This is a genomic window from Pseudomonas sp. LW8 (assembly GCF_041956865.1).
Taxonomy (GTDB): domain Bacteria; phylum Pseudomonadota; class Gammaproteobacteria; order Pseudomonadales; family Pseudomonadaceae; genus Aquipseudomonas; species Aquipseudomonas siliginis.
In genome coordinates, this window is the sequence record NZ_CP168138.1 from 1,553,625 (window position 1) to 1,578,194 (window position 24,570).

Consider the following 24,570-nt stretch of genomic DNA (forward strand, 5'->3'; position numbering starts at 1 on the left):
GGCGCTTTCCACCCCCGTATTTAACCGAATTGTTGCCCGCCGAGGACACATGATGAACGACGATATGAACGCGCAGGACGACCAGGCACTGGCCGATGAATGGGCTGCGGCCCTGGAAGAAACCGGTGATGCCGGCCAGGCTGACATCGATGCACTGCTGGCCGCCGACGCCGGCACTTCCAGCTCCAACCGTCTGCCGATGGAAGAGTTCGGCAGCGTGCCGAAGAACAACGATCCGGTGACCCTCGACGGTCCGAACCTGGACGTGATCCTCGACATTCCGGTGTCGATCTCGATGGAAGTCGGCAGTACCGACATCAACATCCGCAACCTGCTGCAACTCAACCAGGGTTCGGTGATCGAGCTTGATCGTCTGGCCGGTGAGCCGCTCGACGTGCTGGTCAACGGCACCTTGATCGCCCACGGCGAAGTAGTGGTGGTCAACGAGAAGTTCGGCATCCGTCTGACCGACGTGATCAGCCCAAGCGAACGCATCAAGAAGCTGCGCTGAGTGAAAAGGTTTCTTTGGGTGCTGCTGGCATGGCCGTTGAGCGTGCTGGCTGCCGAGCCGGGCGCAACCACTGCCGCGCCTGCCGCCACCGCGCCAATGGTCAACAGCGGCGTGGCCGGTCAGTTAACGCAACTGGTGTTCGGTTTGCTGCTGGTGCTGGGTTTGATCTTTTTCCTCGCCTGGCTGTTGCGCCGCGTGCAGCAGGCGGGGCCAGCGGGCAAGGGCCAGGTAATCGAGCTGATCGGCTCACGCGCGCTCGGTCCGCGTGACCGCTTGATGCTGGTGCAGGTCGGCAACGAGCAGATTCTGCTCGGCCTCAGCCCCGGCACCATCACCGCGCTGCACGTGCTCAAAGAGCCGGTCGAAGTCCCCACCGCCAGTGAAAAAGCGACGCCGGAATTTGCTCAGCATCTGCTGAAGATTCTTGGCAAGGACCAAAAGGATACGAAGTAATGGGTGCGCTCCGCATCGTCTTGACGCTGGTCTTGTTGCTGGCCGCGCCGCTGGCGTTCGCCGCCGATCCGTTGTCTATCCCGGCGATCACGCTGGGCACTAATGCCGACGGCGCGCAGGAATATTCGGTCAGTCTGCAGATCCTGCTGATCATGACCGCGCTGAGCTTTATTCCAGCGGCGGTCATCCTGATGACCAGCTTCACGCGGATCATCATCGTCTTCTCGATCCTGCGTCAGGCCCTCGGCCTGCAACAGACGCCGTCGAACCAGATCCTCACCGGCATGGCGCTGTTCCTGACGCTGTTCATCATGGCGCCGGTGTTCGACCGGGTGAACAACGACGCGCTGCAACCGTATCTGGCGGAAACCCTCACCGCCCAGCAAGCGGTGGAAAAGGCTCAGGTGCCGATCAAGGACTTCATGCTCGCGCAGACCCGCACCAGCGATCTGGAGCTGTTCATGCGCCTGTCCAAGCGCACCGACATTGCCAGCCCGGATCAGGCGCCGTTGACCATTCTGGTGCCGGCGTTCGTGACTTCCGAGCTTAAAACCGCCTTCCAGATCGGCTTCATGATCTTCATTCCGTTCCTGATCATCGACCTCGTCGTGGCGAGCGTGCTGATGGCCATGGGTATGATGATGCTCTCGCCGCTGATCATTTCGCTGCCGTTCAAGATCATGCTGTTCGTGCTGGTCGATGGCTGGGCGCTGATCATCGGTACTCTGGCCAGCAGTTTTGGAGGTGTTTCGCCATGACGCCGGAAGTCGCGGTCGATATCTTTCGTGAAGCCCTGTGGCTGACCACCATGATGGTCGCCATCCTGGTGGTGCCGAGCCTTCTGGTCGGCCTGCTGGTGTCGATGTTCCAGGCCGCCACGCAGATCAACGAACAGACCCTGAGCTTCCTGCCGCGTCTGCTGGTGATGCTGGTGACCCTGATCATCGGCGGTCCGTGGATCGTGCAGACGTTCATGGAATACATCATCCAGCTGTACAAAAACATTCCGATGGTCATCGGCTAAGCCATGCAATCGCTGCTTCAGCTGACCGACACCCAGATCAGCACCTGGGTGGCGTCGTTCATGTTGCCGCTGTTTCGCGTGGCGTCGATGCTGATGGTCATGCCGGTGTTCGGCACCACCCTGATTCCGCGCCGCGTGCGCCTGTATTTCGCCGTGGCGATCACCGTGGTCATCACCCCGGCGCTGCCGCCGATGCCCGCCGTCAGCCCGCTGGATCTCAGCGGCCTGCTGCTGATCGGCGAGCAGATTCTGGTCGGCGCCGTGCTCGGCTTTTCCCTGCAATTGTTCTTCCAAGCCTTCGCCGTCGCCGGGCAGATTGTCGCGGTGCAGATGGGCATGGGCTTCGCCTCGATGATCGACCCTACCAACGGCGTTTCGGTGGCGGTGATCGGGCAGTTTTTCACCATGCTGGTGACGCTGCTGTTCCTGTCAATGAACGGCCATCTGGTGGTATTCGAAGTCCTCACTGAAAGCTTCACCACGCTGCCGGTCGGCGGCGGTTTGATGGTCGCGCATTACTGGGAACTGGCCGGCAAACTCGGCTGGGTCCTCGGCGCCGCATTGCTGCTGGTGTTGCCGGCCGTCACCGCACTGTTGGTGGTCAACATCGCCTTCGGCGTGATGACCCGCGCCGCGCCGCAACTGAACATCTTCTCGATCGGTTTTCCGCTGACCCTGGTGCTCGGCCTGTTCATCGTCTGGGTCGGTCTTGCGGACATTCTCAACCAGTATCAACCGCTGGCCAGCGAGGCCTTGCAGTTGCTACGCGAACTGGCACGGGCGCGCTGAGTCATGGCAGAGAGCGAAAGCGGTCAGGACAAAACGGAAGACCCCACGGAGAAACGCAAAAAGGACTCCCGTGAGAAGGGTGAAATCGCCCGTTCCAAAGAGCTCAACACCCTGGCCGTGATGATGGCCGGCGCCTCTGCGCTGCTGATTTTCGGCGGCATGCTTGCGCAAGAAATGATGGACGTGATGCGCCTGAACTTCACCCTGTCCCGCGAAGTGGTCATGGATCAGGGCGCCATGGGCCGTTTTCTGTTGGAGTCAGGGTTGATCGCCTTGCTGGCGATTCAGCCGGTGATGATAACCCTGTTGCTCGCCGCCATCATCGGGCCAATCTCCCTTGGTGGCTGGCTGTTCGCGGCAAGTTCGCTGGCACCCAAATTCAGCCGGATGAACCCGGCCGCCGGCCTCAAACGGATGTTCTCGTTCAAGGCTGTGGTTGAACTGCTCAAGGCATTGGCGAAGTTTCTGATCACCTTGGGCGTGGCGCTGTTGGTGTTGTCCGCCGACGTCGACGACTTGCTGCGCATCGCCCACGAACCACTGGATATGGCGATCATTCACAGCGTCTTGCTGGTGGGCTGGAGCACGCTGTGGCTGGCCTGCGGTCTGATCATCATCGCCGCCGTCGACGTGCCGGTGCAGATCTGGGAGAGCATGAAGAAGCTCAAGATGACCAAGCAGGAAGTGCGCGACGAACACAAGGACCAGGAAGGCCGCCCCGAGGTCAAGCAACGCATTCGCCAGACCCAGCGCGAAATGTCCCAGCGACGGATGATGGCGGCGATTCCCGAAGCCGACGTGGTCATCACCAACCCGACCCACTACGCGGTCGCGCTCAAGTACGACTCGGAGAAGGGCGGCGCACCGGTGCTGCTGGCCAAGGGCAGCGACTTCATCGCCCTGAAAATCCGCGAAATCGCAGTGGCCAACAACGTCATGCTGCTCGAGTCGCCTGCGCTGGCGCGCTCGATCTATTACTCAACTGAGCTTGAGCAGGAAATTCCCGGTGGACTGTATCTGGCGGTGGCGCAGGTATTAGCCTACGTCTACCAGATCCGCCAACACCAGGCGGGCAAGGGCAAGCGGCCGGACCCGTTGAAGGATGATTTGCCGATTCCGCCTGATTTGCGTCGGGATTCCTGACGTTGCTGCGCAGCCTTTTGTCTGAGATTCCCCTTTACTGTCAACTCTGACAGGTGCAGTCGCCGTGATTTTGCAGTTTGATGCAAGATGCAGCTGCGTACTGGCGCGGTCAGGCGAGCGAGTGCAAGGGAGCACGACGATGAAAGGTATTTTCAGCAGCTACGATGAAAAAACCGGCAAAGGCACCATCACGCCGAAGCCGACTGGACGATGCCTTTCCTTTGCCGAAGCCACGGGTTTTTTTCTGACTGCCAAAGAGTACCGATTCAGCGTTCCATTGGCTGAGGCCTTGCAGGCGAAGATCAAAGTGGGCGGCGAAGTCGAGTTCGAATTGCCCAGAACCAAAAATGGGAAAGTGAAAATCCTTCGGTATTTAGCAACCGATCGCAAAGCCCCGAAACGAAAAAACGCCGCCCTTATTCAACGATGCGGCGTTTTCTTATGCCTGAAGACATGCATCGGCTACCGGGTCGCTTTCGCGAGCAGGCTCGCTCCCACAGGTCCGTCGTCTAGACAAAAGGTTTGTGATCGACGCCAATCTCTGTGGGAGCGAGCCTGCTCGCGAAGACGTCAGCCTCCACAGCGCTTTACTCAAGCTCGTCAAAAATCCCTGCTACTGCGGCAACTCCAGATTCTCCAGCACATGACTCACCGCCCGACTCACCGCCAGCTCGCCGAGCACAATTAGTTGCGCGATTCCCAGCAGGGTTCTGCGCTGTGATGCGGATTGAGGTTGGCGAAGTCATTGGTGATGGTTCTGGCCGAGGCAAGGCTGTCGCAGCCGTTGGCCAGCAGGTCTTCACTTTTGGCGTCGGCGGTAACGGCATACAAGGCGATCGCCGCTCCTGCGTCAAACTCATTCCGGTAACAAGCACCAACCATGTGCTTGGGAGTTGTTGCCGGTGAAGCAGGAAATTGTCCAGGCATTTGGATTATTGGTTACTACCGAAAGGTAGTGCCCAGCGCCGCATCCATCAGTTCGGCATAACCAGCCGCCTGCGCTGGACACCAGTGGCCTGAATTTGACTTTAAGAACATCGATGGCTGCATTCGAAACGGGTGATCCACCTATCGAATTCATCCAATTAATGGCTGCACCGATGCTGTAGGTATGGGTAGGTGTCATAACAAGGCGAGTAACATTCTGCACTCTGACGGGGAACGAAACTTCTCGTTGCGTGCTGTTTTCTCGTACCGTAATAGTCGCACTGCCGTTTTTGCAGCCGCTGACCAGTCCGTTGCTGTCGACTGTCGCTACATCTGTAGAACTGGAGAAATAGGCATAGTCACCATCGCCAGAGGTTGGTGAGCGCGTTTGGGTTGTTCCGGGTGCTGGAGTTCCGGTCAGAGCAAGAAAGTCAGCATTGATGTTCAGACCATTAAGCTCCATGAGGACGGTTTCTATGGTGAAAGGATGTAATGCCTTGACGGTATAAATACGCGACGGCAGAACTACCGCCTTAGCGGCATCGGCGACCCCATCAAGGTTTACTTTCACGGTTGTCGTCTGCTTCGTCCCGTCCTTGAGAGCCTTGAGCCATTCAATTGGCGCTTCCACTGACAAGCCGTTCGCTGATTCATTGAACTCTCCCGACCTCACATGCTTGCTGACGGCATTGCCATTCTTGTCAAAGCCGGCACACGTTACCCAAATCGGTTGTCTTGGTTCGAACAGCGGCCATCGCGCCGCAAGAATTCGTGCTTCTGGTGAGAGTTCTGTGGTGTTCAGTACGTCGCCGGTATTGCCGGCAATGTCAGGCGTCGGCAAACGCGGGTCTCCATCGGCGATTTTCATAACATCAAAATTGGCAGAAGGTGATTCGTAGGCCGGTACCCCAGCGCGAATCAAATCCCACCGAAACTCAATCGCCTTGCCATGCGAAGCCGCCAGAAACGCAGCGCTCAATGAAATCTCTGCAATCCCACCAACAAAATCCACCACCGGAAACGGCGGCGCACCGGCCGGCGCGTTCACCTGGACGAATTGAGCCTTATCGTCTTTCTCTGCTGCGAAGCCTGTTATCTGAAGCTTCACTCCATCCGGATTAGCCAAAACGTCAATCGGCACTGTGGGCGGGTTCAAGGTCGGGGGTGGCAGGTCAAGTTGCAGGCCAATGACGGTATACACCTGATCCGGAAACCGCGTGGCGCTAGCGAAGTCATTGCTCTTGTCCTCCGATACCCAGAATTCCAGTTTCAACAGCGATCCTTCTTTCAATTCTTTCAGAAAAGCTATGAGCAGCGGTTTATCCCAGAACCCCTGACTGACCCAGGTCGCATTCACCTTGTGGGTGTCACCATTCCAGAATTGCAGGACGTGCGCCGAGCCGTCGGGTTTCTGGCCGGTGAGCTTCAACCACACCTGCTGACCGACCTGGATTCCCGTCCAGTCGCGTGCTCGTAGCGTGGCGTCCTGGCCCCTCAGTGCGGCCACGTCGAGCATGCCGTCCACGGCCTCAGCGATTATCGGCGAGTTGTACACCTTCTGATTGGCGGTGATAGTGATCGGGGTCGTCGCCGACTCATTGTTGTTGGTCAATTGATCGCGCACCCTGGCGAAGACCGAATGGGTGCCGTCGCCAATCAACTGCAATTCGGCAGCCGTCAGGGTATGGGTGATCGGGCTTGTGGGGTTGGGAAATGTGATGCTCCAGGTGCCTATGGTGAGCGTGACCGTGTCGTGAGACCGTGGGTAACCGACGGTGATCGTGATGACTGCCGTCTGCCCCGGTGCGACGCTGGGTGGATGGCTGACGGTGACGGTAGGCGCCGGGTTGTTGTAGAGCAGCTTGAGTGTGGGTGAGTCAGCGTCGTTACCGCTGGCTCGGGTCACTCTGTAGTGGACATCGTTGACACCGTTTGTGAACCAGCTCGCCGGCACGCGCAAAAGAATGCGTTCCTGCTCCTCACCGGGATAGATGGTTTTGCTGATGCCGGTGCTGACTCCGTTGACAAAAATAGTCACGACGTCATAAGCCGCCATGACCCAGTTCCGCAAGCCGGTTATGGGGTCGATGACAAGTTCTACCCCAGATGGAGTGAATGCCGAGAGAGGAAGGCCACCATCGGCAGTACCTGGAGGCAGCACCGGTGTTATCCATTGCGGGGGGTACACGGGATACAAGGCCAGGGCAGCGTTGGCTTCGGTTGAATGGACTTGAACGCTCATTCTGTTCTCCAGGAACAATGGCAGGCAAGGTTCATCACAACGCAGAACGAGGCGCCCGTCACCTGTCAGATCTGACAGGTGGGGACGGTTTTCCGACCAATGGTATCGCTGAAGGGGTGGGCGCTCCTGCACCGCCGAGAGGCCTAGCTCGCGCAAGCTGCACTCGACAGGATCTTCAGCCGCTGCAAGATTTGCATCCAAGAAGATCAAAATGTGGGAGCGCGCTTGCTCGCCAAAAGGCCGGCTCTCTCACTCGAATCACTCAGCCGAACCGCATCATCCAGGCAACTCCAGATTATCCAGCACCCGATTTACCGCCAGTTCCCCGAGCATGATCAGTTGCGCAATCCCCATCAGCGTTCGGCGCTGCGATGGTTTGACCAGCCCGGCGAATTCCTGGGCGATGGTTTTGGCCGAGGCGAGGGTTTCGCAGGCGTTGGCCAGGAGGTCTTCGTTTTTGGTGTCGGCGGTGACGGCGTACATGGCGCGGGGGCTGAAGGGTGGTGGGGTCGAGCCGGGTGGGCAGAGGTAGTGGTCGAGGGCGCGATCGGCGGCTTCGTGGAGTTTTTTTGAATCGAGGGATTCGTAGGGGGAGGTGGGGTCGGATTCGGGCGGGTTGGGTGTTGGTTTGATCATGGTGAAGCTCCTTTGAAATGGAGCCGCGACAACCTGTCGCTAAACAGGGAGGGTGGCGGCTGTACGCGGGTTAGCGAACCGGTCAAAGGCACCCGGCAGACCCGAAGGTCTCCCGCATACAGCCACCATGACGAAATCGCGAAAATACAGATCCGCAACGAAGCCTGGAACGCTGATGCACCTTTGACTTGAGTTCGAGTCGCTAAACCCGATCGCTGATTCGTCAGCGACCGGACCACGATAGAACTCGACCCCAAAGCGCACAAGCCGGCGGATTCTGGCTTGGCTGTAGGCAATGGCGCAAGGATTTGTAGCCTTGAGACCGTGTCTGCAGGTGTCTTTTAAACAGCTTCGTTTAAATCGAAAAAAATGCGCCGCATTCGAAGGCCTCTTCGCGAGCAGGCTCGCTCCCACAGGGGCCGTATTCCAAATGTCCGATTGGGAATGCATGTCAAACTGTGGGAGCGAGCCTGCTCGCGAAGGGGCCAGCCCAATCAGCCGATAAATCCCAAGTAAAACCGCTCTATTTCATTCCCCGGCAAAAGTTGGAAAGCTTCTTGCAGTAGCCGCCCTGCGCCCGTTCGGGGCGTCAAAAGTTTGCTTTAAAGGAACGGGGAAAACCGGTGGATCGCACTCAGTTATTCAATACAGCACGCACCAACGTTGCCGACCTCAGTCGAGGCAATCTGGGCGTGCCGTTGTTGCTGCTGGTCATGCTGGCGATGATGATGTTGCCGGTGCCGCCGTTCCTGCTCGACGTCTTCTTTACCTTCAACATTGCCCTGTCCATCGTCGTCCTGCTGGTCTGCGTGTATGCGCTGCGGCCGCTGGATTTCGCCGTGTTCCCGACGATTCTGCTGGTGGCGACGCTGCTGCGACTGGCCTTGAACGTGGCCTCGACGCGGGTGGTGATGCTCCACGGTCAGGACGGCCACGCCGCTGCCGGTAAGGTGATTCAGGCCTTCGGTGAGGTGGTGATCGGCGGTAACTACGTGGTCGGTATCGTGGTCTTCGCGATCCTCATGATCATCAACTTCGTCGTGGTGACCAAGGGTGCCGGGCGGATTTCCGAGGTGAGCGCGCGTTTCACCCTCGATGCGATGCCCGGCAAACAAATGGCGATCGACGCCGACCTCAACGCCGGTTTGATTGACCAGAACCAGGCCAAATCGCGCCGTCAGGAAGTCGCCCAGGAGGCGGAGTTCTACGGTTCGATGGACGGTGCCAGCAAGTTCGTCCGTGGTGACGCCATCGCCGGCCTGCTGATTCTGTTCATCAACCTCATCGGCGGCATGGCCGTGGGTATCTTCCAGCACGGCATGAGCTTCGGCGATGCGGGCAAAGTTTACGCCTTGCTGACCATCGGTGACGGTTTAGTGGCGCAATTGCCATCACTGTTGTTATCTACAGCAGCGGCGATCATGGTGACCCGTGCTTCCGGCTCGGAAGACATGGGCAAGCAGATCAACCGCCAGATGTTCGCCTCGCCGAAAGCGCTGGCCGTGGCCGCTGGTTTGATGGCGGTGATGGGTCTGGTGCCGGGCATGCCGCACTTCTCCTTCCTGAGCATGGCCGCGCTGGCTGCGGGCGGCGCGTACCTGTTCTGGAAAAAGCAGAACGTTGCCAAGGTTGTCGCGCTGGAAGAGGTCAAGCGTCAGCAGGAACTGCTGCCGTCGCCAGCCCGCGCCATGGAAACCAAAGAGCTGGGCTGGGACGACGTGACGCCGATCGACATGATCGGCCTGGAAGTCGGCTATCGCCTGATTCCGCTGGTGGACCGCAATCAGGGTGGGCAATTGCTCGCGCGGATCAAGGGTGTGCGCAAGAAGCTCTCGCAGGATCTGGGCTTTTTGATGCCGACCGTGCACATCCGCGACAACCTCGATCTGGCGCCGAGCGCTTACCGCCTGACGCTGATGGGCGTGATTCTCGCCGAGGCCGAGATCTACCCGGACCGCGAACTGGCGATCAACCCCGGCCAGGTGTACGGCTCGCTCAACGGGATCAACGCCAAAGATCCGGCTTTCGGCCTGGAGGCGGTGTGGATCGAAATCAGCCAGCGCGCCCAGGCGCAATCGCTCGGCTACACCGTGGTTGACGCCAGCACCGTGGTCGCCACGCACTTGAACCAGATTCTGTACAAGCACTCCAGTGAGCTGATCGGCCACGAGGAAGTGCAGCAACTCATGCAATTGCTGGCCAAGAGCTCGCCGAAACTGGCGGAAGAGCTGGTGCCGGGCGTGGTTTCGCTGTCGCAGTTGCTCAAGGTCCTGCAAGCGCTGCTCGCCGAGCACGTGCCGGTGCGCGACATTCGCAGCATCGCCGAAGCGATCGCGAACAACGCTGCCAAGAGTCAAGATACCGCCGCGTTGGTCGCCGCTGTGCGGGTCGGCGTATCCCGTGCAATCGTCCAAAGCATTGTAGGCACTGAGTCCGAGCTGCCTGTAATCACATTGGAACCAAGGTTGGAACAGATATTGCTCAATAGTCTGCAGAAGGCAGGACAAGGCTCGGAAGAGGGCGTTCTGCTGGAGCCGAGCATGGCCGAGAAGCTGCAGCGTTCGTTGATCGAAGCGGCCCAGCGTCAGGAAATGCAAGGCCAACCGGTGATCCTGCTGGTAGCAGGCCCGATTCGCGCGATGCTCTCGCGTTTCGGCCGCCTCGCAGTGCCAGGGCTGCATGTACTGGCCTACCAGGAAGTACCGGACAACAAGCAAGTGACCATCGTTGCGACAGTAGGGCCCAACGGCTGAGGTAGTGGTTTATGCAAGTTAAGCGTTTTTTCGCCGCCGATATGCGTCAGGCCATGAAGCTGGTTCGCGATGAGCTGGGCGCTGATGCCGCCATCATCGGCAACCGCCGCATCGCCGGCGGCGTCGAGTTGACGGCGGCTCTGGATTACAAATTGTCGGCGCTGGCGCCACGGGTTCCGAACATGGAACTCGAAGACGAGCTGCGCAAGACCCAGTCGCGCATCGTCACTGCCCAGGCCGAGCTGAGCCTGCGTGGCGAAGCCGACGGCAACACCAATCAGCAATTGTTCGCCGGGCTACCATTGACCGCAGGCCTGCCGCTGACCGCTGCCGAACCGCTGAGCGAGCCGACCTACGCCGCACCGATGCGCCCGGCCGCAGCCCCTGCGCAGGCCTCCGCGGGTGTCGATCCGCGTGCACTGGATTCGATGCGTTTTGAATTGAACAGCCTGCGCGAGCTGATGGAAGTGCAGCTCGGCACCCTGGCCTGGAATCAGCTGCAAGGCAGCCGTCCGGCCCAGGCCAATCTGTATCGCCGTCTGCAGCGCATCGGCCTGTCCGGCCCGCTGTCGCGCGATCTGTTGGCGATGATCACCGATATCGAAGAACCCCGTCAGGCCTGGCGCATGCTGCTGGCGCACCTGGCGCGGATGATTGCCGTACCGGAAGTCGAGCCGCTGGAAGAGGGCGGTGTGATTGCCATGGTCGGCCCCGCCGGCATGGGCAAGACCACCACGCTGGCCAAGCTCGCCGCGCGTTATGTGCTCAAGTACGGCGCGCAGAACGTTGCACTGGTAAGCATGGACAGCTTCCGCATCGGCGCGCAGGAACAATTGAAAACCCTCGGGCGCATCCTCAACGTGCCGGTAACGCACGTCGATCCGGGTCAGTCGCTGGTGCAGGCATTGGATCCACTGCTACGCAAACGCGTGGTTTTGATCGATACTGCCGGCCTGCAAGCCAGTGATCCGGCGTTGCGCATGCAGCTTGAGAGCCTGGCCGGGCGTGGCATTCGCTCAAAAAATTATCTGGTCCTGGCAACCACCAGCCAGAAACAGGTTCTAACCGCCGCTTATCACAGTTACAAGCGTTGCGGGCTGGCCGGCTGCATCCTGACTAAACTGGATGAAACGGCCAGTCTCGGCGAAGTGTTGAGCCTGGCGATCAGTCATGAATTGCCGGTCGCGTACCTGACCGATGGCCCACGGATTCCGGATGATCTGCATCTGCCGCGTCGTCATCAATTGGTCAGCCGCGCCGTCAGCGTGCAAATGCAGGAAGAACCCAGCGAAGAAGCCATGGCTGACATGTTCGCTGATATCTATCACAGCCCGACCAAGCAGGTTGGCTGAGGTAATCATGAACAGTTTTTGTACCTACATCGATGGTCTGCCACGCATTGTTCCGATCAGGAACGCGCAGCCAGTAATGTGGCCTCCGTCTATGCAAGACAAGGTAAAGAAATAACATGGGCAGCATGCATCCCGTACAGGTGATCGCGGTGACCGGCGGCAAAGGTGGCGTCGGCAAGACTAACGTGTCAGTGAACTTGTCGCTGGCGCTGGCAGAGCTTGGCCGTCGGGTCATGCTGCTGGACGCCGACCTGGGCCTGGCGAACGTCGACGTTCTGCTGGGGCTGACACCCAAGCGCACACTGGCCGACGTTATCGAAGGCCGTTGCGAACTGCGCGACGTGCTGTTGCAAGGCCCGGGCGGGATTCGCATCGTGCCGGCGGCCTCCGGCACGCAGAGCATGGTGCACCTGAGCCCGGCGCAACACGCCGGCCTGATCCAGGCGTTCAGCGACATCGGCGACAATCTCGACGTGCTGGTGATCGACACCGCTGCGGGTATTGGTGACTCGGTAGTCAGTTTCGTACGCGCCGCGCAAGAGGTGTTGCTGGTGGTCTGCGACGAGCCGACTTCGATCACCGACGCTTACGCGCTGATCAAGTTGCTCAACCGCGATTACGGCATGAACCGCTTCCGCGTGCTGGCCAACATGGCGCAGAGCCCGCAGGAAGGGCGCAACCTGTTCGCCAAGTTGACCAAGGTCACGGATCGCTTCCTCGACGTCGCCCTACAATACGTCGGCGCCGTGCCATACGACGAAAGCGTGCGCAAGGCAGTGCAGAAGCAGCGCGCCGTCTACGAAGCCTTTCCCCGTTCCAAGTGCGCACTGGCCTTCAAGGCCATCGCCCAGAAGGTCGATACCTGGCCGCTGCCCGCCAACCCGCGCGGGCATCTGGAATTTTTCGTCGAGCGTCTCGTGCAGCAAACCGCAGGGCCTGTGATATGACCGCCAGTGGCATGAATCTTTACAAAAAGTCGGCGCGTGACGCGCAATACGAATTGATCGAGCGCTACGCGCCGCTGGTCAAGCGCATTGCCTATCACTTGCTGGCGCGCCTGCCGGCCAGCGTGCAGGTCGAAGACCTGATCCAGGCCGGGATGATCGGTTTGCTGGAAGTCTCGACCAAATACGACGCCAGCAAAGGCGCCAGTTTCGAAACGTACGCGGGCATTCGAATCCGCGGCGCGATGCTCGATGAAGTGCGCAAAGGGGATTGGGCACCACGCTCGGTTCACCGTAATACCAGGATGGTCAGCGACGCGATTCGCTCGATTGAAGCTAAAACCGGCCGTGACGCTAAAGATCACGAGGTTGCGGCCGAACTCCAATTGAGTCTCGACGATTACTACGGGATTCTGAATGACACCTTGGGCAGTCGCCTGTTCAGTTTCGACGACCTGTTGCAGGACGGCGAACACGAAGGGCTGCACGAGGATGGCGCCAGTGCTCATATGGAGCCGTCACGCGATCTGGAAGATGAACGCTTCCAGGCGGCGCTGGCGGACGCGATTGCCAATTTGCCGGAGCGTGAGCGACTGGTGTTGGCGCTGTACTACGACGAAGAGCTGAACCTCAAGGAAATCGGTGAAGTCCTTGGCGTCAGTGAATCGCGGGTCAGCCAGTTACACAGCCAGTGCGCGGCCCGTCTGCGGGGGCGTTTGGGGGAGTGGCGAGCGCGCTGAAGGCAGTGTGGGGACACTGCGAAACGAGGCTGGTGCGGTGATGAACGGCGCCGGTCTCGATCCGTTGTGCTCCAGACAAACTTTAAGTGCTGCGCCGATTGATTGAAGTGGCGCGTCCAGGTGCTGGGCGCGTTTAAGACTGCTTGGAGGTCGAATTGAACAAAGACATGAAAATCCTCATCGTTGATGACTTCTCAACGATGCGGCGGATCATCAAGAACCTGCTGCGCGATCTTGGGTTCACCAACACCGTCGAGGCCGACGATGGCACCACTGCCATTCCGGTGCTCAACAGCGGCAGCATCGACTTTCTGGTAACGGACTGGAACATGCCGGGCATGACCGGTATCGACCTGCTGCGTCACGTGCGCGCCGATGAAAAACTCAAGCACCTCCCGGTGTTGATGGTGACTGCTGAAGCCAAGCGCGAGCAGATCATCGAGGCCGCTCAGGCCGGTGTGAACGGTTACGTAGTCAAACCTTTCACGGCTCAAGCGTTGAAAGACAAAATCGAGAAGATTTTCGAACGCATCGGCTGATGAATGCGCGGGGGAGCTATGGAGCATAACGAATCATCACAGGGCGATTTCGAATCGACCCTGAAAAAACACGCGGTCGAACTGGTCGAGAGCCTTGAAAAAGGCAAGTTCGGCGACGCGGTGCAACTGATCCATGAGCTCAATCAGACCCGTGACCGCGGCCTGTATCAGGAAGTGGGCAAGCTCACACGTGAACTGCACAGTGCGATCGTCAATTTCCAGATCGATCCGCACATGCCGCAGGCCGAGGAAGTGTCGCAAATCACCGACGCCACCGAACGCCTGGGCTATGTGGTCAAGCTGACGGAAGCCGCGGCCAACCGCACCATGGATCTGGTGGAAAGCGCCACCCCGGTGGTCAACAGTCTGGCTGATGAAGCGCAGACGTTGAGCGCCGATTGGGGCCGCTTCATGCGTCGCGAGGTCGGGGCTGAAGAGTTCCGTGAACTGGCGCGCCGGGTCGACGGTTTTCTGTCACGCAGCAGCACGGACAACCGTGCGGTGTCGAGCAACCTCAACGACATCCTGCTGGCTCAGGATTACCAGGACCTCACAGGTCAAGTGATCAAGCGTGTGACCCAACTGGTCACCGAAGTCGAAAGCAATCTGCTCAAACTCGTGCTCATGGCCAGTCAGGTCGACCGCTTTGCGGGCATCGAACATGACCGCGCCGCAATGCTTGCTGAAAAAGATCCACAAAAACATCTCTCGCAGGGTGAAGGTCCGCAGATTCATGCCGATAAACGAGAAGACGTTGTGTCCGGTCAGGACGATGTGGACGATTTGTTATCCAGCCTTGGATTCTAGAGTTTCGGAATTCGGGTTTTTTGGGTTTTTAGACCTGTAGGAGCACCCCATTAATGAGCTTCGGCGCCGATGAAGAGATCCTTCAGGATTTCCTGGTTGAGGCCGGCGAGATTCTTGAGCAACTGTCCGAACAACTGGTCGAGCTGGAAAGCCGCCCGGATGATGCAGATCTGCTCAATGCAATTTTTCGCGGTTTCCACACTGTAAAAGGGGGCGCCGGCTTCCTTCAGCTCAATGAGCTGGTGGAGTGCTGTCACATCGCCGAAAACGTGTTCGACATCCTGCGCAAGGGTGAGCGTCGCGTTGATGCAGAACTGATGGACGTGGTGCTCGAAGCACTGGACGCAGTGAACAGCATGTTCAGCGAAGTCCGTGAGCGTGCACCGATCACCGCTGCCACGCCGGAACTGTTGGCCGCGCTGGCGCGTCTGGCCGAACCGCAATCGGCGGATGAAGCCCCGGCTTCGCCGGTTGCCGAGATGATCGAAGACCTGGTTGTTGAAAGCGACTCCTCGGAGGACATCACCGATAACGAATTCGAACAACTGCTGGACTCGCTGAATGCCGTCAAGGCCCAGGCTGAGGCTCCGGCCGCTGCTGTGGCGCCCGCGCCGGTTGCCGACACGGCGGCCAGCGATGAAATCACCGACGCCGAATTTGAATCGCTGCTCGATCAGCTGCACGGCAAGGGCCAGTTTGCTGTCGATGCGGTCGCTCCGGCGGCACCAGCAGCGCCGGCTGCTCCGGCCGCGCCTGCTGCTGGCGACAGCTCGGACATCACCGACGACGAATTCGAAGCCTTGCTCGATCAGTTGCACGGCAAGGGCAACTTCGCCGTTGACGCGCTGGAATCGGCCATCGCTTCGGCCCCGTCAGCACCTGCTGCACCGGCAGCCGCTGCGGCCGGCAGTGACCTGATCAGCGATCACGAATTCGAATCGCTGCTCGACGAACTGCACGGCAAAGGCAAGTTTGACGCCAGCGCTGCGACTGCCGGCTCCGTGTCGAGCGTCGCCACGCCAGCGGCGAAAGCTCCGGCTGCCGCTGCTGCGCCGAAGCCTGCCGCCAAGCCTGAACCGAAAGCCGAGGCGCCGAAACCGGCCGCCGCTGCTGCACCGGCTCCGGCCCGCGCGCCAGCTGCTGCCCCGGCAGAAAAGCCGGCCAGCGAAGCGGAAACCACCGTGCGCGTCGACACCGCGCGGCTCGACGAGATCATGAACATGGTCGGCGAGCTGGTGCTGGTGCGTAACCGTCTGGTGCGTCTGGGCCTCAACAGCGGCGACGAAGCCATGTCCAAGGCCGTGTCGAACCTCGACGTGGTCACCGCTGACCTGCAGACCGCCGTGATGAAAACGCGGATGCAGCCGATCAAGAAGGTCTTCGGGCGCTTCCCGCGTCTGGTTCGCGACCTCGCGCGTCAGCTCAAGAAAGAGATCAACCTGGAACTGGTGGGCGAAGAAACCGACCTCGACAAAAACCTTGTCGAGGCCCTCGCCGACCCGCTGGTCCACTTGGTGCGCAACGCCGTCGACCACGGCATCGAGTCGCCGGAAGAACGCGAAGCATCGGGCAAGGCCCGTGGCGGTCGCGTGGTGCTGGCGGCCGAGCAGGAAGGCGACCACATCCTGCTGTCGATCTCCGACGACGGCAAAGGCATGGACCCGAACGTCCTGCGTTCGATCGCGGTAAAACGCGGTGTGATGGACAAGGACGCCGCCGATCGCCTGAGCGATACCGAGTGCTACAACCTGATTTTCGCCCCGGGTTTCTCGACCAAGACCGAGATCTCCGACGTGTCCGGCCGTGGTGTCGGCATGGACGTGGTGAAGACCAAGATTTCCCAGCTCAACGGTTCGATCAACATCTACTCGACCAAGGGCCAAGGCTCGAAGATCGTCATCAAGGTGCCGCTGACCCTGGCGATCATGCCGACGCTGATGGTCATGCTGGGCAATCAGGCGTTTGCGTTCCCGCTGGTCAACGTCAACGAAATCTTCCACCTCGACCTGTCGACCACCAACGTCGTCGACGGTCAGGAAGTGGTGATCGTGCGCGACAAGGCGCTGCCATTGTTCTACCTCAAGCGCTGGCTGGTCAGCTCCGCCGCTCACGAAGAGCAGCGCGAAGGCCATGTGGTGATTCTTTCGGTGGGCACTCAGCGCATCGGCTTCGTCGTCGATCAACTGGTCGGCCAGGAAGAAGTGGTCATCAAGCCATTGGGCAAAATGCTCCAGGGAACTCCGGGCATGTCCGGCGCCACCATCACCGGTGACGGCCGCATTGCGCTGATTCTCGATGTTCCAAGCATGCTCAAGCGTTACGCCACAAAGCGTATTTGAATCCGGGGTGGCGGCGCGATGACGCGCCGCTGCACCTAATGGAGTGTTTATGGCAGTCAAAGTCCTGGTGGTGGACGATTCGGGTTTTTTCCGCCGCCGCGTCTCGGAAATTCTTTCGGCGGATCCGAGCATCCAGGTGGTCGGTACGGCCACCAACGGTAAAGAGGCGATCGATCAGGCCATGGCCCTCAAGCCTGACGTGATCACCATGGACTACGAGATGCCGATGATGGACGGCATCACGGCAGTGCGGCACATCATGCAGCGCTGCCCGACCCCGGTGTTGATGTTCTCCTCGCTTACGCATGAAGGCGCGCGGGTAACCCTCGATGCGCTGGACGCCGGCGCGGTGGATTTCCTGCCGAAGAATTTCGAAGACATCTCGCGCAACCCCGAGAAGGTCAAGCAGCTGCTGTGCGAGAAAGTCCACAGCATCTCGCGCAGCAATCGTCGTTTCAGTGCCTACAGCGCGCCGGCTCCCGCCGCTGCGCCAGCGCCGACGCCTGCTCCGGCAGCGTCGAGCTACGGCAGCCACACGAGCCACAGCAGCCCTGTCCCGGCACGTCCGGCACCTGCGCCTGCGCCTGCCCGTGCATCCGCTGCCAGCGCTTCGTCGCCGGCTCCGAAACGCAAAGCCTACAAACTGGTTGCCATCGGCACCTCGACGGGTGGCCCGGTCGCGCTGCAACGCGTACTGACGCAGTTGCCGGCGAACTTCCCGGCGCCGATCGTGCTGATCCAGCACATGCCGGCGGCGTTCACCAAAGCGTTTGCCGAACGTCTCGACAAGCTCTGCCGTATCAGCGTCAAGGAAGCCGAGGATGGCGACATCCTGCGTCCGGGCCTGGCGCTGCTGGCGCCGGGTGGCAAGCAGATGATGATCGACGGCCGTGGCGCGGTGAAGATTCTGCCGGGTGACGAGCGTCTGAATTACAAGCCGTGCGTGGATATCACTTTCGGTTCTGCAGCCAAGTCCTACGGCGACAAAGTTCTGGCAGTCGTGCTGACCGGCATGGGCGCCGACGGCCGCGAAGGCGCGCGTCTGCTCAAGCAGGGCGGCAGTTCGGTGTGGGCGCAGGACGAAGCTAGCTGCGTGATCTACGGCATGCCGATGGCCATCGTCAAAGCCGATCTGGCTGACGCGGTGTATGGTCTGGACGACATCGGCAAGCACATCGTCGAGGCGTGTATCTGATGGATGTTCTCAGCCTAATCGGCCTCATCATGGCGTTCGTCGCCATCATCGGCGGCAACTACCTTGAAGGCGGTCACCTTGGCGCGCTGGCCAACGGCCCGGCGGCGTTGATCGTACTGGGCGGCACGGTCGGTGCCGCGCTGCTGCAATCACCGATGAGCGCGTTCAAGCGCGCCATGCAGATTCTCGGCTGGATCTTCTTTCCGCCGCGTGTCGACCTGGCCGGCGGCATCGACCGCGTGGTCAATTGGAGCCTGACGGCGCGCAAGGAGGGCCTGCTCGGCCTCGAAGGCGTGGCCGACGCCGAACCTGACAGCTACTCGCGCAAAGGTCTGCAACTGCTGGTCGACGGCGCCGAGCCGGAAGCCATTCGCAGCATTCTCGAAGTGGATTTCTACACTCAGGAATCCCGCGACATCGAAGCGGCCAAGGTGTTCGAAAGCATGGGCGGCTACGCGCCGACCATCGGCATCATCGGTGCGGTGATGGGCCTGATCCACGTGATGGGCAACCTCGCCGATCCGTCGCAACTGGGTAACGGGATTGCCGTGGCGTTCGTCGCGACCATCTACGGCGTGGCCAGTGCCAACCTGATCCTCTTGCCGGTCGCGGCCAAGCTCAAGTCCATCGCGTTGCGGCAGTCGCGTTATCGCGAAATGTTGCTGGAAGGAATTCTGTCGATCGCCGAAGGTGAAAACCCTCGTTCCATTGAGTTGAAGCTGCAAGGCTTCATGGACTAAGGGAATAACCTCATGGCTCGTCGTCGCCACCAGGAAGAACACGTCAATCACGAGCGCTGGCTCGTGTCCTACGCGGATTTCATCACTTTGCTGTTCGCGTTTTTCGTGGTGATGTACTCGATCTCGTCGATCAACGAAGGCAAATACAAAGTCATTTCCGAAGCGCTGATCGGCGTGTTTACCGACTCCGATCGCTCGCTCAAGCCGATTCCGATCGGCGACGAACGACCGAAAACCGTGACCCCGGCCAAGCCGCTGGTCAAGGATGCCGAACAGGTCGACGCCGGTATTTCCGGGGCCAGCGATCCGCTGAAAAGCATCGCCGATGACATCAGTGCCGCCTTCGGTGACTTGATCAGCTCCAACCAGATGACCGTGCGCGGCAACGAGTTGTGGGTCGAGATCGAGCTCAATTCCAGCCTGTTGTTTGGCAGCGGCGATGCCATGCCGAGCGACATCGCGTTCAACATCATCGACAAGGTCGCGGCGATCCTCAAACCGTTCGATAACCCGATCCACGTCGAAGGCTTCACCGACGATCAACCGATCCGCACCGCGCAGTACCCGACCAACTGGGAACTGTCCTCGGCGCGCTCGGCGAGCATCGTGCGCATGCTCGCCATGCAGGGCGTAAACCCTGGGCGACTGGCGTCGGTGGGCTACGGCGAATTCCAGCCGGTGGCCAATAACGCCACGGTCGAAGGCCGGGCGAAGAACCGTCGAGTGGTGCTGGTGGTGTCGCGCAATCTCGATGTGCGCCGCAGCCTGACGGGCACCGGAACCGCCAATGCGCAACCGGACGCGGCGTTGAAGCGCGCTGGCACACAAACTGCACCGACCCCGGTCAAGACGCCGGGACGCGAGAGTGCCGTCAATTCTCCGTCGCCCGCATTAACACGCTGAAGCATGTCTCGGCCAATCAACCTGGCCGGGAGGAACGAACTGAATGAGAGTCTGGGCAGTCGCCAATCAAAAGGGTGGTGTTGGTAAAACCACATCCTCCATCGCTTTAGCCGGATTGCTGGCCGAGGCGGGCAAGCGCGTGGTTGTGGTCGATCTCGACCCGCACGGCTCGATGACCAGCTATTTCGGTTACGACCCCGACAGCCTGGAGCACAGCAACTACGATCTGTTTCTGCACAAGGGCAGCGTGCCGCAAGGCCTGCCGGGGCAGTTGCTGTTGTCGACCAGCGACGAACGCATTTCCCTGCTGCCATCGAGCACCGCACTGGCCACCCTTGAGCGGCAGTCGCCGGGGCAGAGTGGCCTGGGTCTGGTGATCGCCAAGAGTCTGGCGCAACTGTGGCAGGACTTCGATTACGCGATCATCGACAGCCCGCCGTTGCTCGGTGTGCTGATGGTCAACGCTCTCGCGGCGAGCCAGCAACTGGTGATCCCGGTGCAGACCGAGCACTTGGCCGTGAAAGGTCTGGAGCGCATGGTCAACACCCTGGCGATGATCAATCGCTCGCGCAAACAACCGCTGCCGTTCAGCATCGTGCCGACCCTGTTCGACCGCCGCACGCAGGCGTCGATGGGCACCTTGCGCGTGCTGCGTGACAAATTTCCCGACGACATCTGGCACGGCTACATCCCGGTCGATACCCGTCTGCGCGACGCCAGCCGGGCCGGCGTCACGCCTTCGCAATTCGACGGCAAGAGCCGTGGCGTGCTGGCCTACCGCGCACTGCTCAAGCACCTGCTCGCGCAGCAACTTGTTCCGCAGGTGGCCTGAGCATGATCTTTATTCGCTTGCCCGAACCCTGTGGGAGCGAGCCTGCTCGCGAAGCAGACGACGCGGTTTCCCTGCCTGGCGTTGATCACCGATGAACCGCCCAGTGAAACTCACGTCACGTCCGCAACAGGCCTTGCAGTCCTATCTGGAAGACCTGTTGCTCGACCTGCCCGAGGACTTGCCTGCGCCGGTCGAAGCGCCGCCGCCAGTCGTCGAACAGGCGCAGCCTGAAGTGGTGGAAAGCACCGAGGCCATGGACGAGTTCCAGGCAGCGGTGCTGGAGGAGCAGGCCCGCGATGCGCAGAAATCCGTCGCTCCGATTGCCGCGCCCGCTGCTGCCCCCGTGGCCAAAGCGCCAGTCGCGCTGATCGACGAACCGCGCGCGCCGCTGTCGACCTTGGCGCCGCTGCTGCAAACACAATTATTGACCGTGCCGGAACCCGAGCCGGAGCCAGAGCCCGCGCCGCCAGTGGCGGAACCGCAGGTGCTGGTCCCGCCGCTGGTCGAAGTGCACCTGCCACCGAACAACCCGCCGCCACCGGTCGAACCCGATGGCCGTCCGGCCTGGGCTGCCGATGCTTTCGAATGCTTGCTGTTCGACGTTGCCGGGCTGACCCTGGCGGTGCCGCTGGTGTGCCTCGGCTCGATCTATTCGCTGGCCGGCCACGAGCTGACGCCGCTGTTTGGTCAGCCGGAGTGGTTCCTCGGCATTCTGCCGAGCCAGGCTGGCAACCTGAAAGTTCTGGACACCGCGCGCTGGGTCATGCCGGATCGTTACCGCGATGACTTCCGTCAGGGCCTGCAATACGTGATTTCGGTACAAGGTTACGAGTGGGGGCTGGCAGTGCATCAGGTCAGCCGCTCGTTGCGCCTGGACCCGAATGAAATCAAATGGAGAAGTCACCGGGGTCAGCGGCCATGGCTCGCCGGCACCGTGATCGAGCACATGTGTGCATTGCTTGACGTATCCGCACTGGCCGAGTTGATCGCCAGCGGCGGGGCAAAGCACTTGAGTGGCAACAAGCCGCTACATAAACCGACATAGCAGCCGACATAACAATCAGGCGATGGCATTTTCCAATGCCACCACACAGAACACACACCGCCCGGGGCGGTTTTTTCGAGGGGTCAGGGTATGAGTAGTCAGGCGTCGAATGCAAAAGGTTCTGAAGATCCGATCCTGCAATGGGTGACCTTCAAACTGGATAACGAAACCTACGGCATCAACGTGATGCGCGTGCAGGAAGTGCTGCGCTACACCGAGATCGCGCCGGTACCGGGTGCGCCAAGCTACGTGCTGGGCATCATCAACCTGCGCGGTAACGTGGTCACCGTGATCGACACCCGTCAGCGCTTCGGCCTGCACAGCGGCGAGATCAGCGACAACACCCGTATCGTCATCATCGAAGCCGACAAGCAAGTCGTTGGCATCATGGTCGACAGCGTGGCCGAAGTGGTTTACCTGCGTCAGTCGGAAATCGAAACCGCGCCGAACGTCGGTAACGAAGAATCGGCCAAGTTCATTCAGGGCGTGTGCAACAAGAACAACGAACTGCTGATTCTGGTCGAGCTGGACAAGATGATGAGCGAAGAAGAATGGTCGGAACTGGAGAGCATCTGATTTGATTCTCGAGGTTGCGGTAATTGTTCTGTTCCTGTTCTGGGCCGGCACGCTGGCGATGTTCGTCTCGTACATCAAGGCGCAGCGAGTGATCGCTGCACAGCAGGCCCAGGGTGATGCGCTGCGTGATCAGCGCATCAAGGAACTGGCCAAACGCGTCGACGACTACCAGAACGGCAACGTGCGCATGGGCGAGGCCCTGCACGAGTTGCGCGCGGTGGTAAGCCCGTTGCCGGACAAGATCGTTGCACTGGAACAACGCGACCCGTCGAGCCTGTCATTCGCCCAGGCGGCGAAACTGGTGGGCATGGGCGCCAGCGTCGATGAACTGACTCAGTCGTGCGGCTTGACCCAGGCTGAGGCGGAGTTGATGCGCAAGTTGCACAAGGGCAGCTAGGGGCTTCAAGCTTCAAGCGGCAAGCAAGATCAAAAGATCGCATCGGAGGCAGCGCCTGCATAAATCTCGTGTAAGCGCTGTCGAAGGCTGCGATCTTTTTTCTCGATTGCATCGCAGGCATAGCGATCCGCAGTTGTCCGGATCAGCTCGCCGAAGTTTTTGTGTAACTGATCAGTTGATACAGGGCTTTCTGCTCACCGTTACCGCCGAAGTCGGCGTTGCCCCAGGCCACTACCCGACGATCTGCCCTGAGTGCCACGAAGGTATCGCCTCCTCCGTACACAGCACGCACGTCAGTGAGCAAATGGGCAACTGCGCTGGTATCGCCGCCGCCGTTCTCTCTTCCCCACGCAACTGCCACGCCGTTGCTGCGCAATGCTACGACCGCGTCTTGGTTGGCATTAATGGCGACAATGTCTCTCAACTGGCGAATGTCTGGCGGAATGTTAACGATATCGCTGGGGAGGGTAGCCCAAGCGTGCACTGAGCCATCCCCGCACAGCACGACAAATCCGGATCCGGAGCCTATGACGTGGACGATGTCGTTGCGACTGGCAATCTCTTCTGGAATGGCCGGCATATGTCCCCATACGACCAGTGCGCCATTGCTTCTGCGTGCTGCAAAAGCTGAGCTGTTACTGGCCAGGTCGACGATATCTCTCAGCGCTGCGATGTCCGACGGCACTTGGCCTCCAAGCGATTCATGCCCCCATGCGCGCACTTGGCCATTGTCGCTCAGTACTGCGAAAGCATGAGTCGAGCAAGCCAGTCTGGTTATGTCGGTGAGCAACGCGATATCGTCCGGCAGCTGCGCTGAATGGTCATGATAGCCCCAACAGACGACGTTGCCAGTGCTGCGCAGCGCGGCGAAACCATACTGGCCACCCGACGCTTGCATGATATCGGTCAAATCGGCGATTTCGGGCGGAAGTGCGCCTCCCATCTCGGGCATGCCCCATGCGACAAGCTTGCGCGATTCAAGAAGGGCTACGAAAACATAAGTGCTTCCCGACACCGCGACAACCGTATTCAGCTGTGCGATATCTTCGGGGACGGTCCCGCTGGGCTGAAGTCCCCAAGCGAGGACATTGCCTTGCGCGCGCCGAATCGCAAAGGCTCTCATCCCCGCCGACAACTCTACGACGTCGTGCGCTTCTCTTACCGGTTCCGGCAAAGTGCCGCCGCCATCGACGTGACCCCATGCATGGACTGCCCGGCTGTCCAAAACAGCGCACAGGGCGAATGATGTACCGATAATGTTTGACGGGTTCAGGGTTATCCGTTTCTTGCCCGACCAGACGACCAGTTCCTCATAAGGCCGGACATCGAAAAATTCGCTACCAGTGGCTGGCTGCTTGTCTCCAACATACTGCCACGTGACGTTCAACGGTTTGAGCGTTGAGGCGTCCAGCGCTACAAGTCGCCAGCTGCGCGTGTAGAAGTTGCCAAGACCACCCCGATTGCCGCGTGCGCCCATGACCAGCAGTCCGCCTTCAGCGTTTATCTTCAGGGGCAATTCATCTTTCTCGTTTGGCATGGAATCAATCCCTCAAGATTGTGGACCTGCGGGCAACCTGGTCAGGTCTGGTCCGTAATCAAGCGCTGCGGGATCGGGCATGCGCTACTGTCAGACCTGACAGTAGCGACAAACGGTATATGGCAGGGCGCAGAAGAGACTGCGAC

At 60.1% G+C, this 24,570-nt stretch carries 24 protein-coding genes and 1 pseudogene; 21 read left to right on the plus strand and 4 right to left on the minus strand.

Annotated elements, in window-relative coordinates:
• The first annotated feature begins 52 nt into the window (after window positions 1–52).
• From fliN to AB9L16_RS07060, 7 genes are all read left to right on the plus strand, one after another.
• The gene (fliN, locus tag AB9L16_RS07030; protein WP_016771070.1) at window positions 53–511 is read left to right on the plus strand and encodes a flagellar motor switch protein FliN; all 459 of its coding nucleotides are present in this window, start codon (window positions 53–55) and stop codon (window positions 509–511) included.
• Window positions 512–964, plus strand: coding sequence for a flagellar biosynthetic protein FliO (fliO, locus tag AB9L16_RS07035; RefSeq protein WP_016771069.1), 453 nt, complete (start codon window positions 512–514; stop codon window positions 962–964). It abuts the gene before it with no gap.
• Window positions 964–1,722: a flagellar type III secretion system pore protein FliP gene (gene fliP, locus AB9L16_RS07040; protein WP_016771068.1), complete on the plus strand. Its 759-nt coding sequence runs from the start codon at window positions 964–966 to the stop codon at window positions 1,720–1,722. Before fliO ends, fliP begins: the two co-directional genes overlap by 1 nt.
• On the plus strand, window positions 1,719–1,988 hold the full coding sequence (gene fliQ, locus AB9L16_RS07045; RefSeq protein ID WP_016771067.1) for a flagellar biosynthesis protein FliQ: 270 nt from the start codon (window positions 1,719–1,721) through the stop codon (window positions 1,986–1,988). The genes fliP and fliQ overlap by 4 nt, the downstream gene beginning before the upstream one ends.
• Window positions 1,989–1,991: 3 nt before the next feature.
• Window positions 1,992–2,777: a flagellar biosynthetic protein FliR gene (gene fliR, locus AB9L16_RS07050; protein WP_073472764.1), complete on the plus strand. Its 786-nt coding sequence runs from the start codon at window positions 1,992–1,994 to the stop codon at window positions 2,775–2,777.
• Window positions 2,778–2,780: 3 nt separating this feature from the next.
• Window positions 2,781–3,920, plus strand: a complete 1,140-nt coding sequence (gene flhB, locus AB9L16_RS07055; RefSeq protein ID WP_016771065.1) for a flagellar biosynthesis protein FlhB — start codon at window positions 2,781–2,783, stop codon at window positions 3,918–3,920.
• Between the two features lie 139 nt (window positions 3,921–4,059).
• The gene (locus AB9L16_RS07060) at window positions 4,060–4,608 is read left to right on the plus strand and encodes a hypothetical protein (protein WP_375123788.1); all 549 of its coding nucleotides are present in this window, start codon (window positions 4,060–4,062) and stop codon (window positions 4,606–4,608) included.
• On the opposite strand, the pseudogene AB9L16_RS07065 reads toward AB9L16_RS07060, so the two are convergent.
• From AB9L16_RS07065 to AB9L16_RS07075, 3 genes and pseudogenes are all read right to left on the minus strand, one after another.
• A pseudogene (locus AB9L16_RS07065) lies at window positions 4,534–4,751 on the minus strand (DUF6124 family protein); the annotation flags it as partial. The gene AB9L16_RS07060 and the pseudogene AB9L16_RS07065 sit on opposite strands and share 75 nt — an antisense overlap.
• A 25-nt stretch (window positions 4,752–4,776) precedes the next feature.
• A complete protein-coding gene (locus AB9L16_RS07070; protein WP_375123286.1) occupies window positions 4,777–7,089 on the minus strand; it encodes an Ig-like domain-containing protein in 2,313 nt (770 codons plus the stop codon).
• Window positions 7,090–7,365: 276 nt separating this feature from the next.
• A complete protein-coding gene (locus tag AB9L16_RS07075) occupies window positions 7,366–7,725 on the minus strand; it encodes a DUF6124 family protein (RefSeq protein ID WP_217850644.1) in 360 nt (119 codons plus the stop codon).
• 623 nt (window positions 7,726–8,348) lie between these two features.
• Here AB9L16_RS07075 and flhA point away from each other — a divergent pair.
• The 14 genes from flhA to AB9L16_RS07145 all read left to right on the plus strand — a co-directional run bounded on the left by flhA (window position 8,349) and on the right by AB9L16_RS07145 (window position 22,887).
• Window positions 8,349–10,478, plus strand: a complete 2,130-nt coding sequence (gene flhA / locus AB9L16_RS07080; protein ID WP_016771062.1) for a flagellar biosynthesis protein FlhA — start codon at window positions 8,349–8,351, stop codon at window positions 10,476–10,478.
• An 11-nt stretch (window positions 10,479–10,489) separates the two neighbouring features.
• A complete protein-coding gene (gene flhF / locus AB9L16_RS07085; protein WP_323621760.1) occupies window positions 10,490–11,830 on the plus strand; it encodes a flagellar biosynthesis protein FlhF in 1,341 nt (446 codons plus the stop codon).
• Window positions 11,831–11,946: 116 nt separating this feature from the next.
• Entirely contained in the window at window positions 11,947–12,777 is an 831-nt protein-coding gene (gene fleN, locus AB9L16_RS07090) for a flagellar synthesis regulator FleN (protein ID WP_016771060.1), read from the plus strand.
• Window positions 12,774–13,514 carry an RNA polymerase sigma factor FliA gene (fliA, locus tag AB9L16_RS07095; RefSeq protein ID WP_016771059.1) on the plus strand — a complete coding sequence of 247 codons (741 nt, stop codon included), beginning with the start codon at window positions 12,774–12,776 and terminating at the stop codon, window positions 13,512–13,514. Before fleN ends, fliA begins: the two co-directional genes overlap by 4 nt.
• A gap of 167 nt (window positions 13,515–13,681) precedes the next feature.
• Window positions 13,682–14,053, plus strand: coding sequence for a chemotaxis response regulator CheY (locus AB9L16_RS07100; RefSeq protein WP_024012118.1), 372 nt, complete (start codon window positions 13,682–13,684; stop codon window positions 14,051–14,053).
• A gap of 18 nt (window positions 14,054–14,071) precedes the next feature.
• The gene (locus tag AB9L16_RS07105) at window positions 14,072–14,860 is read left to right on the plus strand and encodes a protein phosphatase CheZ (protein ID WP_016771058.1); all 789 of its coding nucleotides are present in this window, start codon (window positions 14,072–14,074) and stop codon (window positions 14,858–14,860) included.
• 53 nt (window positions 14,861–14,913) lie between these two features.
• On the plus strand, window positions 14,914–17,199 hold the full coding sequence (locus AB9L16_RS07110) for a chemotaxis protein CheA (protein ID WP_353188656.1): 2,286 nt from the start codon (window positions 14,914–14,916) through the stop codon (window positions 17,197–17,199).
• 49 nt (window positions 17,200–17,248) lie between these two features.
• Entirely contained in the window at window positions 17,249–18,394 is a 1,146-nt protein-coding gene (locus tag AB9L16_RS07115; protein WP_056783833.1) for a chemotaxis response regulator protein-glutamate methylesterase, read from the plus strand.
• Window positions 18,394–19,134, plus strand: a complete 741-nt coding sequence (locus AB9L16_RS07120) for a flagellar motor protein (protein WP_016771055.1) — start codon at window positions 18,394–18,396, stop codon at window positions 19,132–19,134. The genes AB9L16_RS07115 and AB9L16_RS07120 overlap by 1 nt, the downstream gene beginning before the upstream one ends.
• Window positions 19,135–19,146: 12 nt before the next feature.
• Window positions 19,147–20,037, plus strand: coding sequence for a flagellar motor protein MotD (gene motD / locus AB9L16_RS07125; RefSeq protein WP_016771054.1), 891 nt, complete (start codon window positions 19,147–19,149; stop codon window positions 20,035–20,037).
• A 43-nt stretch (window positions 20,038–20,080) separates the two neighbouring features.
• A complete protein-coding gene (locus tag AB9L16_RS07130; RefSeq protein WP_024012121.1) occupies window positions 20,081–20,869 on the plus strand; it encodes a ParA family protein in 789 nt (262 codons plus the stop codon).
• A 91-nt stretch (window positions 20,870–20,960) separates the two neighbouring features.
• Window positions 20,961–21,914, plus strand: coding sequence for a CheW domain-containing protein (locus tag AB9L16_RS07135; RefSeq protein ID WP_056783836.1), 954 nt, complete (start codon window positions 20,961–20,963; stop codon window positions 21,912–21,914).
• A gap of 90 nt (window positions 21,915–22,004) precedes the next feature.
• Complete coding sequence (locus tag AB9L16_RS07140; RefSeq protein WP_016771050.1) at window positions 22,005–22,490, plus strand: chemotaxis protein CheW; 486 nt, start codon at window positions 22,005–22,007, stop codon at window positions 22,488–22,490.
• A 1-nt stretch (window position 22,491) separates the two neighbouring features.
• A complete protein-coding gene (locus tag AB9L16_RS07145; RefSeq protein WP_016771049.1) occupies window positions 22,492–22,887 on the plus strand; it encodes a DUF2802 domain-containing protein in 396 nt (131 codons plus the stop codon).
• A gap of 142 nt (window positions 22,888–23,029) precedes the next feature.
• On the opposite strand, the gene AB9L16_RS07150 is transcribed toward AB9L16_RS07145, so the two are convergent.
• A complete protein-coding gene (locus AB9L16_RS07150) occupies window positions 23,030–24,424 on the minus strand; it encodes an RCC1 domain-containing protein (protein ID WP_375123287.1) in 1,395 nt (464 codons plus the stop codon).
• Between the last annotated feature and the right edge of the window lie 146 nt (window positions 24,425–24,570).

What these genes read in the sequence shown, in the direction of transcription:
- fliP (WP_016771068.1), top strand. Translation starts at nt 964, where the DNA reads ATGGGTGCGCTCCGCATCGTCTTGACGCTGGTCTTGTTGCTGGCCGCG.
- fliA (WP_016771059.1), top strand. Translation starts at nt 12,774, where the DNA reads ATGACCGCCAGTGGCATGAATCTTTACAAAAAGTCGGCGCGTGACGCG.
- AB9L16_RS07060 (WP_375123788.1), top strand. Translation starts at nt 4,060, where the DNA reads ATGAAAGGTATTTTCAGCAGCTACGATGAAAAAACCGGCAAAGGCACC.
- motD (WP_016771054.1), top strand. Translation starts at nt 19,147, where the DNA reads ATGGCTCGTCGTCGCCACCAGGAAGAACACGTCAATCACGAGCGCTGG.
- AB9L16_RS07070 (WP_375123286.1), bottom strand. Translation starts at nt 7,089, where the DNA reads ATGAGCGTTCAAGTCCATTCAACCGAAGCCAACGCTGCCCTGGCCTTG.
- fliQ (WP_016771067.1), top strand. Translation starts at nt 1,719, where the DNA reads ATGACGCCGGAAGTCGCGGTCGATATCTTTCGTGAAGCCCTGTGGCTG.
- AB9L16_RS07120 (WP_016771055.1), top strand. Translation starts at nt 18,394, where the DNA reads ATGGATGTTCTCAGCCTAATCGGCCTCATCATGGCGTTCGTCGCCATC.
- fleN (WP_016771060.1), top strand. Translation starts at nt 11,947, where the DNA reads ATGGGCAGCATGCATCCCGTACAGGTGATCGCGGTGACCGGCGGCAAA.
- AB9L16_RS07150 (WP_375123287.1), bottom strand. Translation starts at nt 24,424, where the DNA reads ATGCCAAACGAGAAAGATGAATTGCCCCTGAAGATAAACGCTGAAGGC.
- AB9L16_RS07110 (WP_353188656.1), top strand. Translation starts at nt 14,914, where the DNA reads ATGAGCTTCGGCGCCGATGAAGAGATCCTTCAGGATTTCCTGGTTGAG.
- AB9L16_RS07130 (WP_024012121.1), top strand. Translation starts at nt 20,081, where the DNA reads ATGAGAGTCTGGGCAGTCGCCAATCAAAAGGGTGGTGTTGGTAAAACC.
- AB9L16_RS07140 (WP_016771050.1), top strand. Translation starts at nt 22,005, where the DNA reads ATGAGTAGTCAGGCGTCGAATGCAAAAGGTTCTGAAGATCCGATCCTG.
- fliN (WP_016771070.1), top strand. Translation starts at nt 53, where the DNA reads ATGAACGACGATATGAACGCGCAGGACGACCAGGCACTGGCCGATGAA.
- AB9L16_RS07075 (WP_217850644.1), bottom strand. Translation starts at nt 7,725, where the DNA reads ATGATCAAACCAACACCCAACCCGCCCGAATCCGACCCCACCTCCCCC.
- flhF (WP_323621760.1), top strand. Translation starts at nt 10,490, where the DNA reads ATGCAAGTTAAGCGTTTTTTCGCCGCCGATATGCGTCAGGCCATGAAG.
- fliR (WP_073472764.1), top strand. Translation starts at nt 1,992, where the DNA reads ATGCAATCGCTGCTTCAGCTGACCGACACCCAGATCAGCACCTGGGTG.
- AB9L16_RS07105 (WP_016771058.1), top strand. Translation starts at nt 14,072, where the DNA reads ATGGAGCATAACGAATCATCACAGGGCGATTTCGAATCGACCCTGAAA.
- AB9L16_RS07135 (WP_056783836.1), top strand. Translation starts at nt 20,961, where the DNA reads ATGAACCGCCCAGTGAAACTCACGTCACGTCCGCAACAGGCCTTGCAG.
- flhB (WP_016771065.1), top strand. Translation starts at nt 2,781, where the DNA reads ATGGCAGAGAGCGAAAGCGGTCAGGACAAAACGGAAGACCCCACGGAG.
- AB9L16_RS07100 (WP_024012118.1), top strand. Translation starts at nt 13,682, where the DNA reads ATGAAAATCCTCATCGTTGATGACTTCTCAACGATGCGGCGGATCATC.
- AB9L16_RS07115 (WP_056783833.1), top strand. Translation starts at nt 17,249, where the DNA reads ATGGCAGTCAAAGTCCTGGTGGTGGACGATTCGGGTTTTTTCCGCCGC.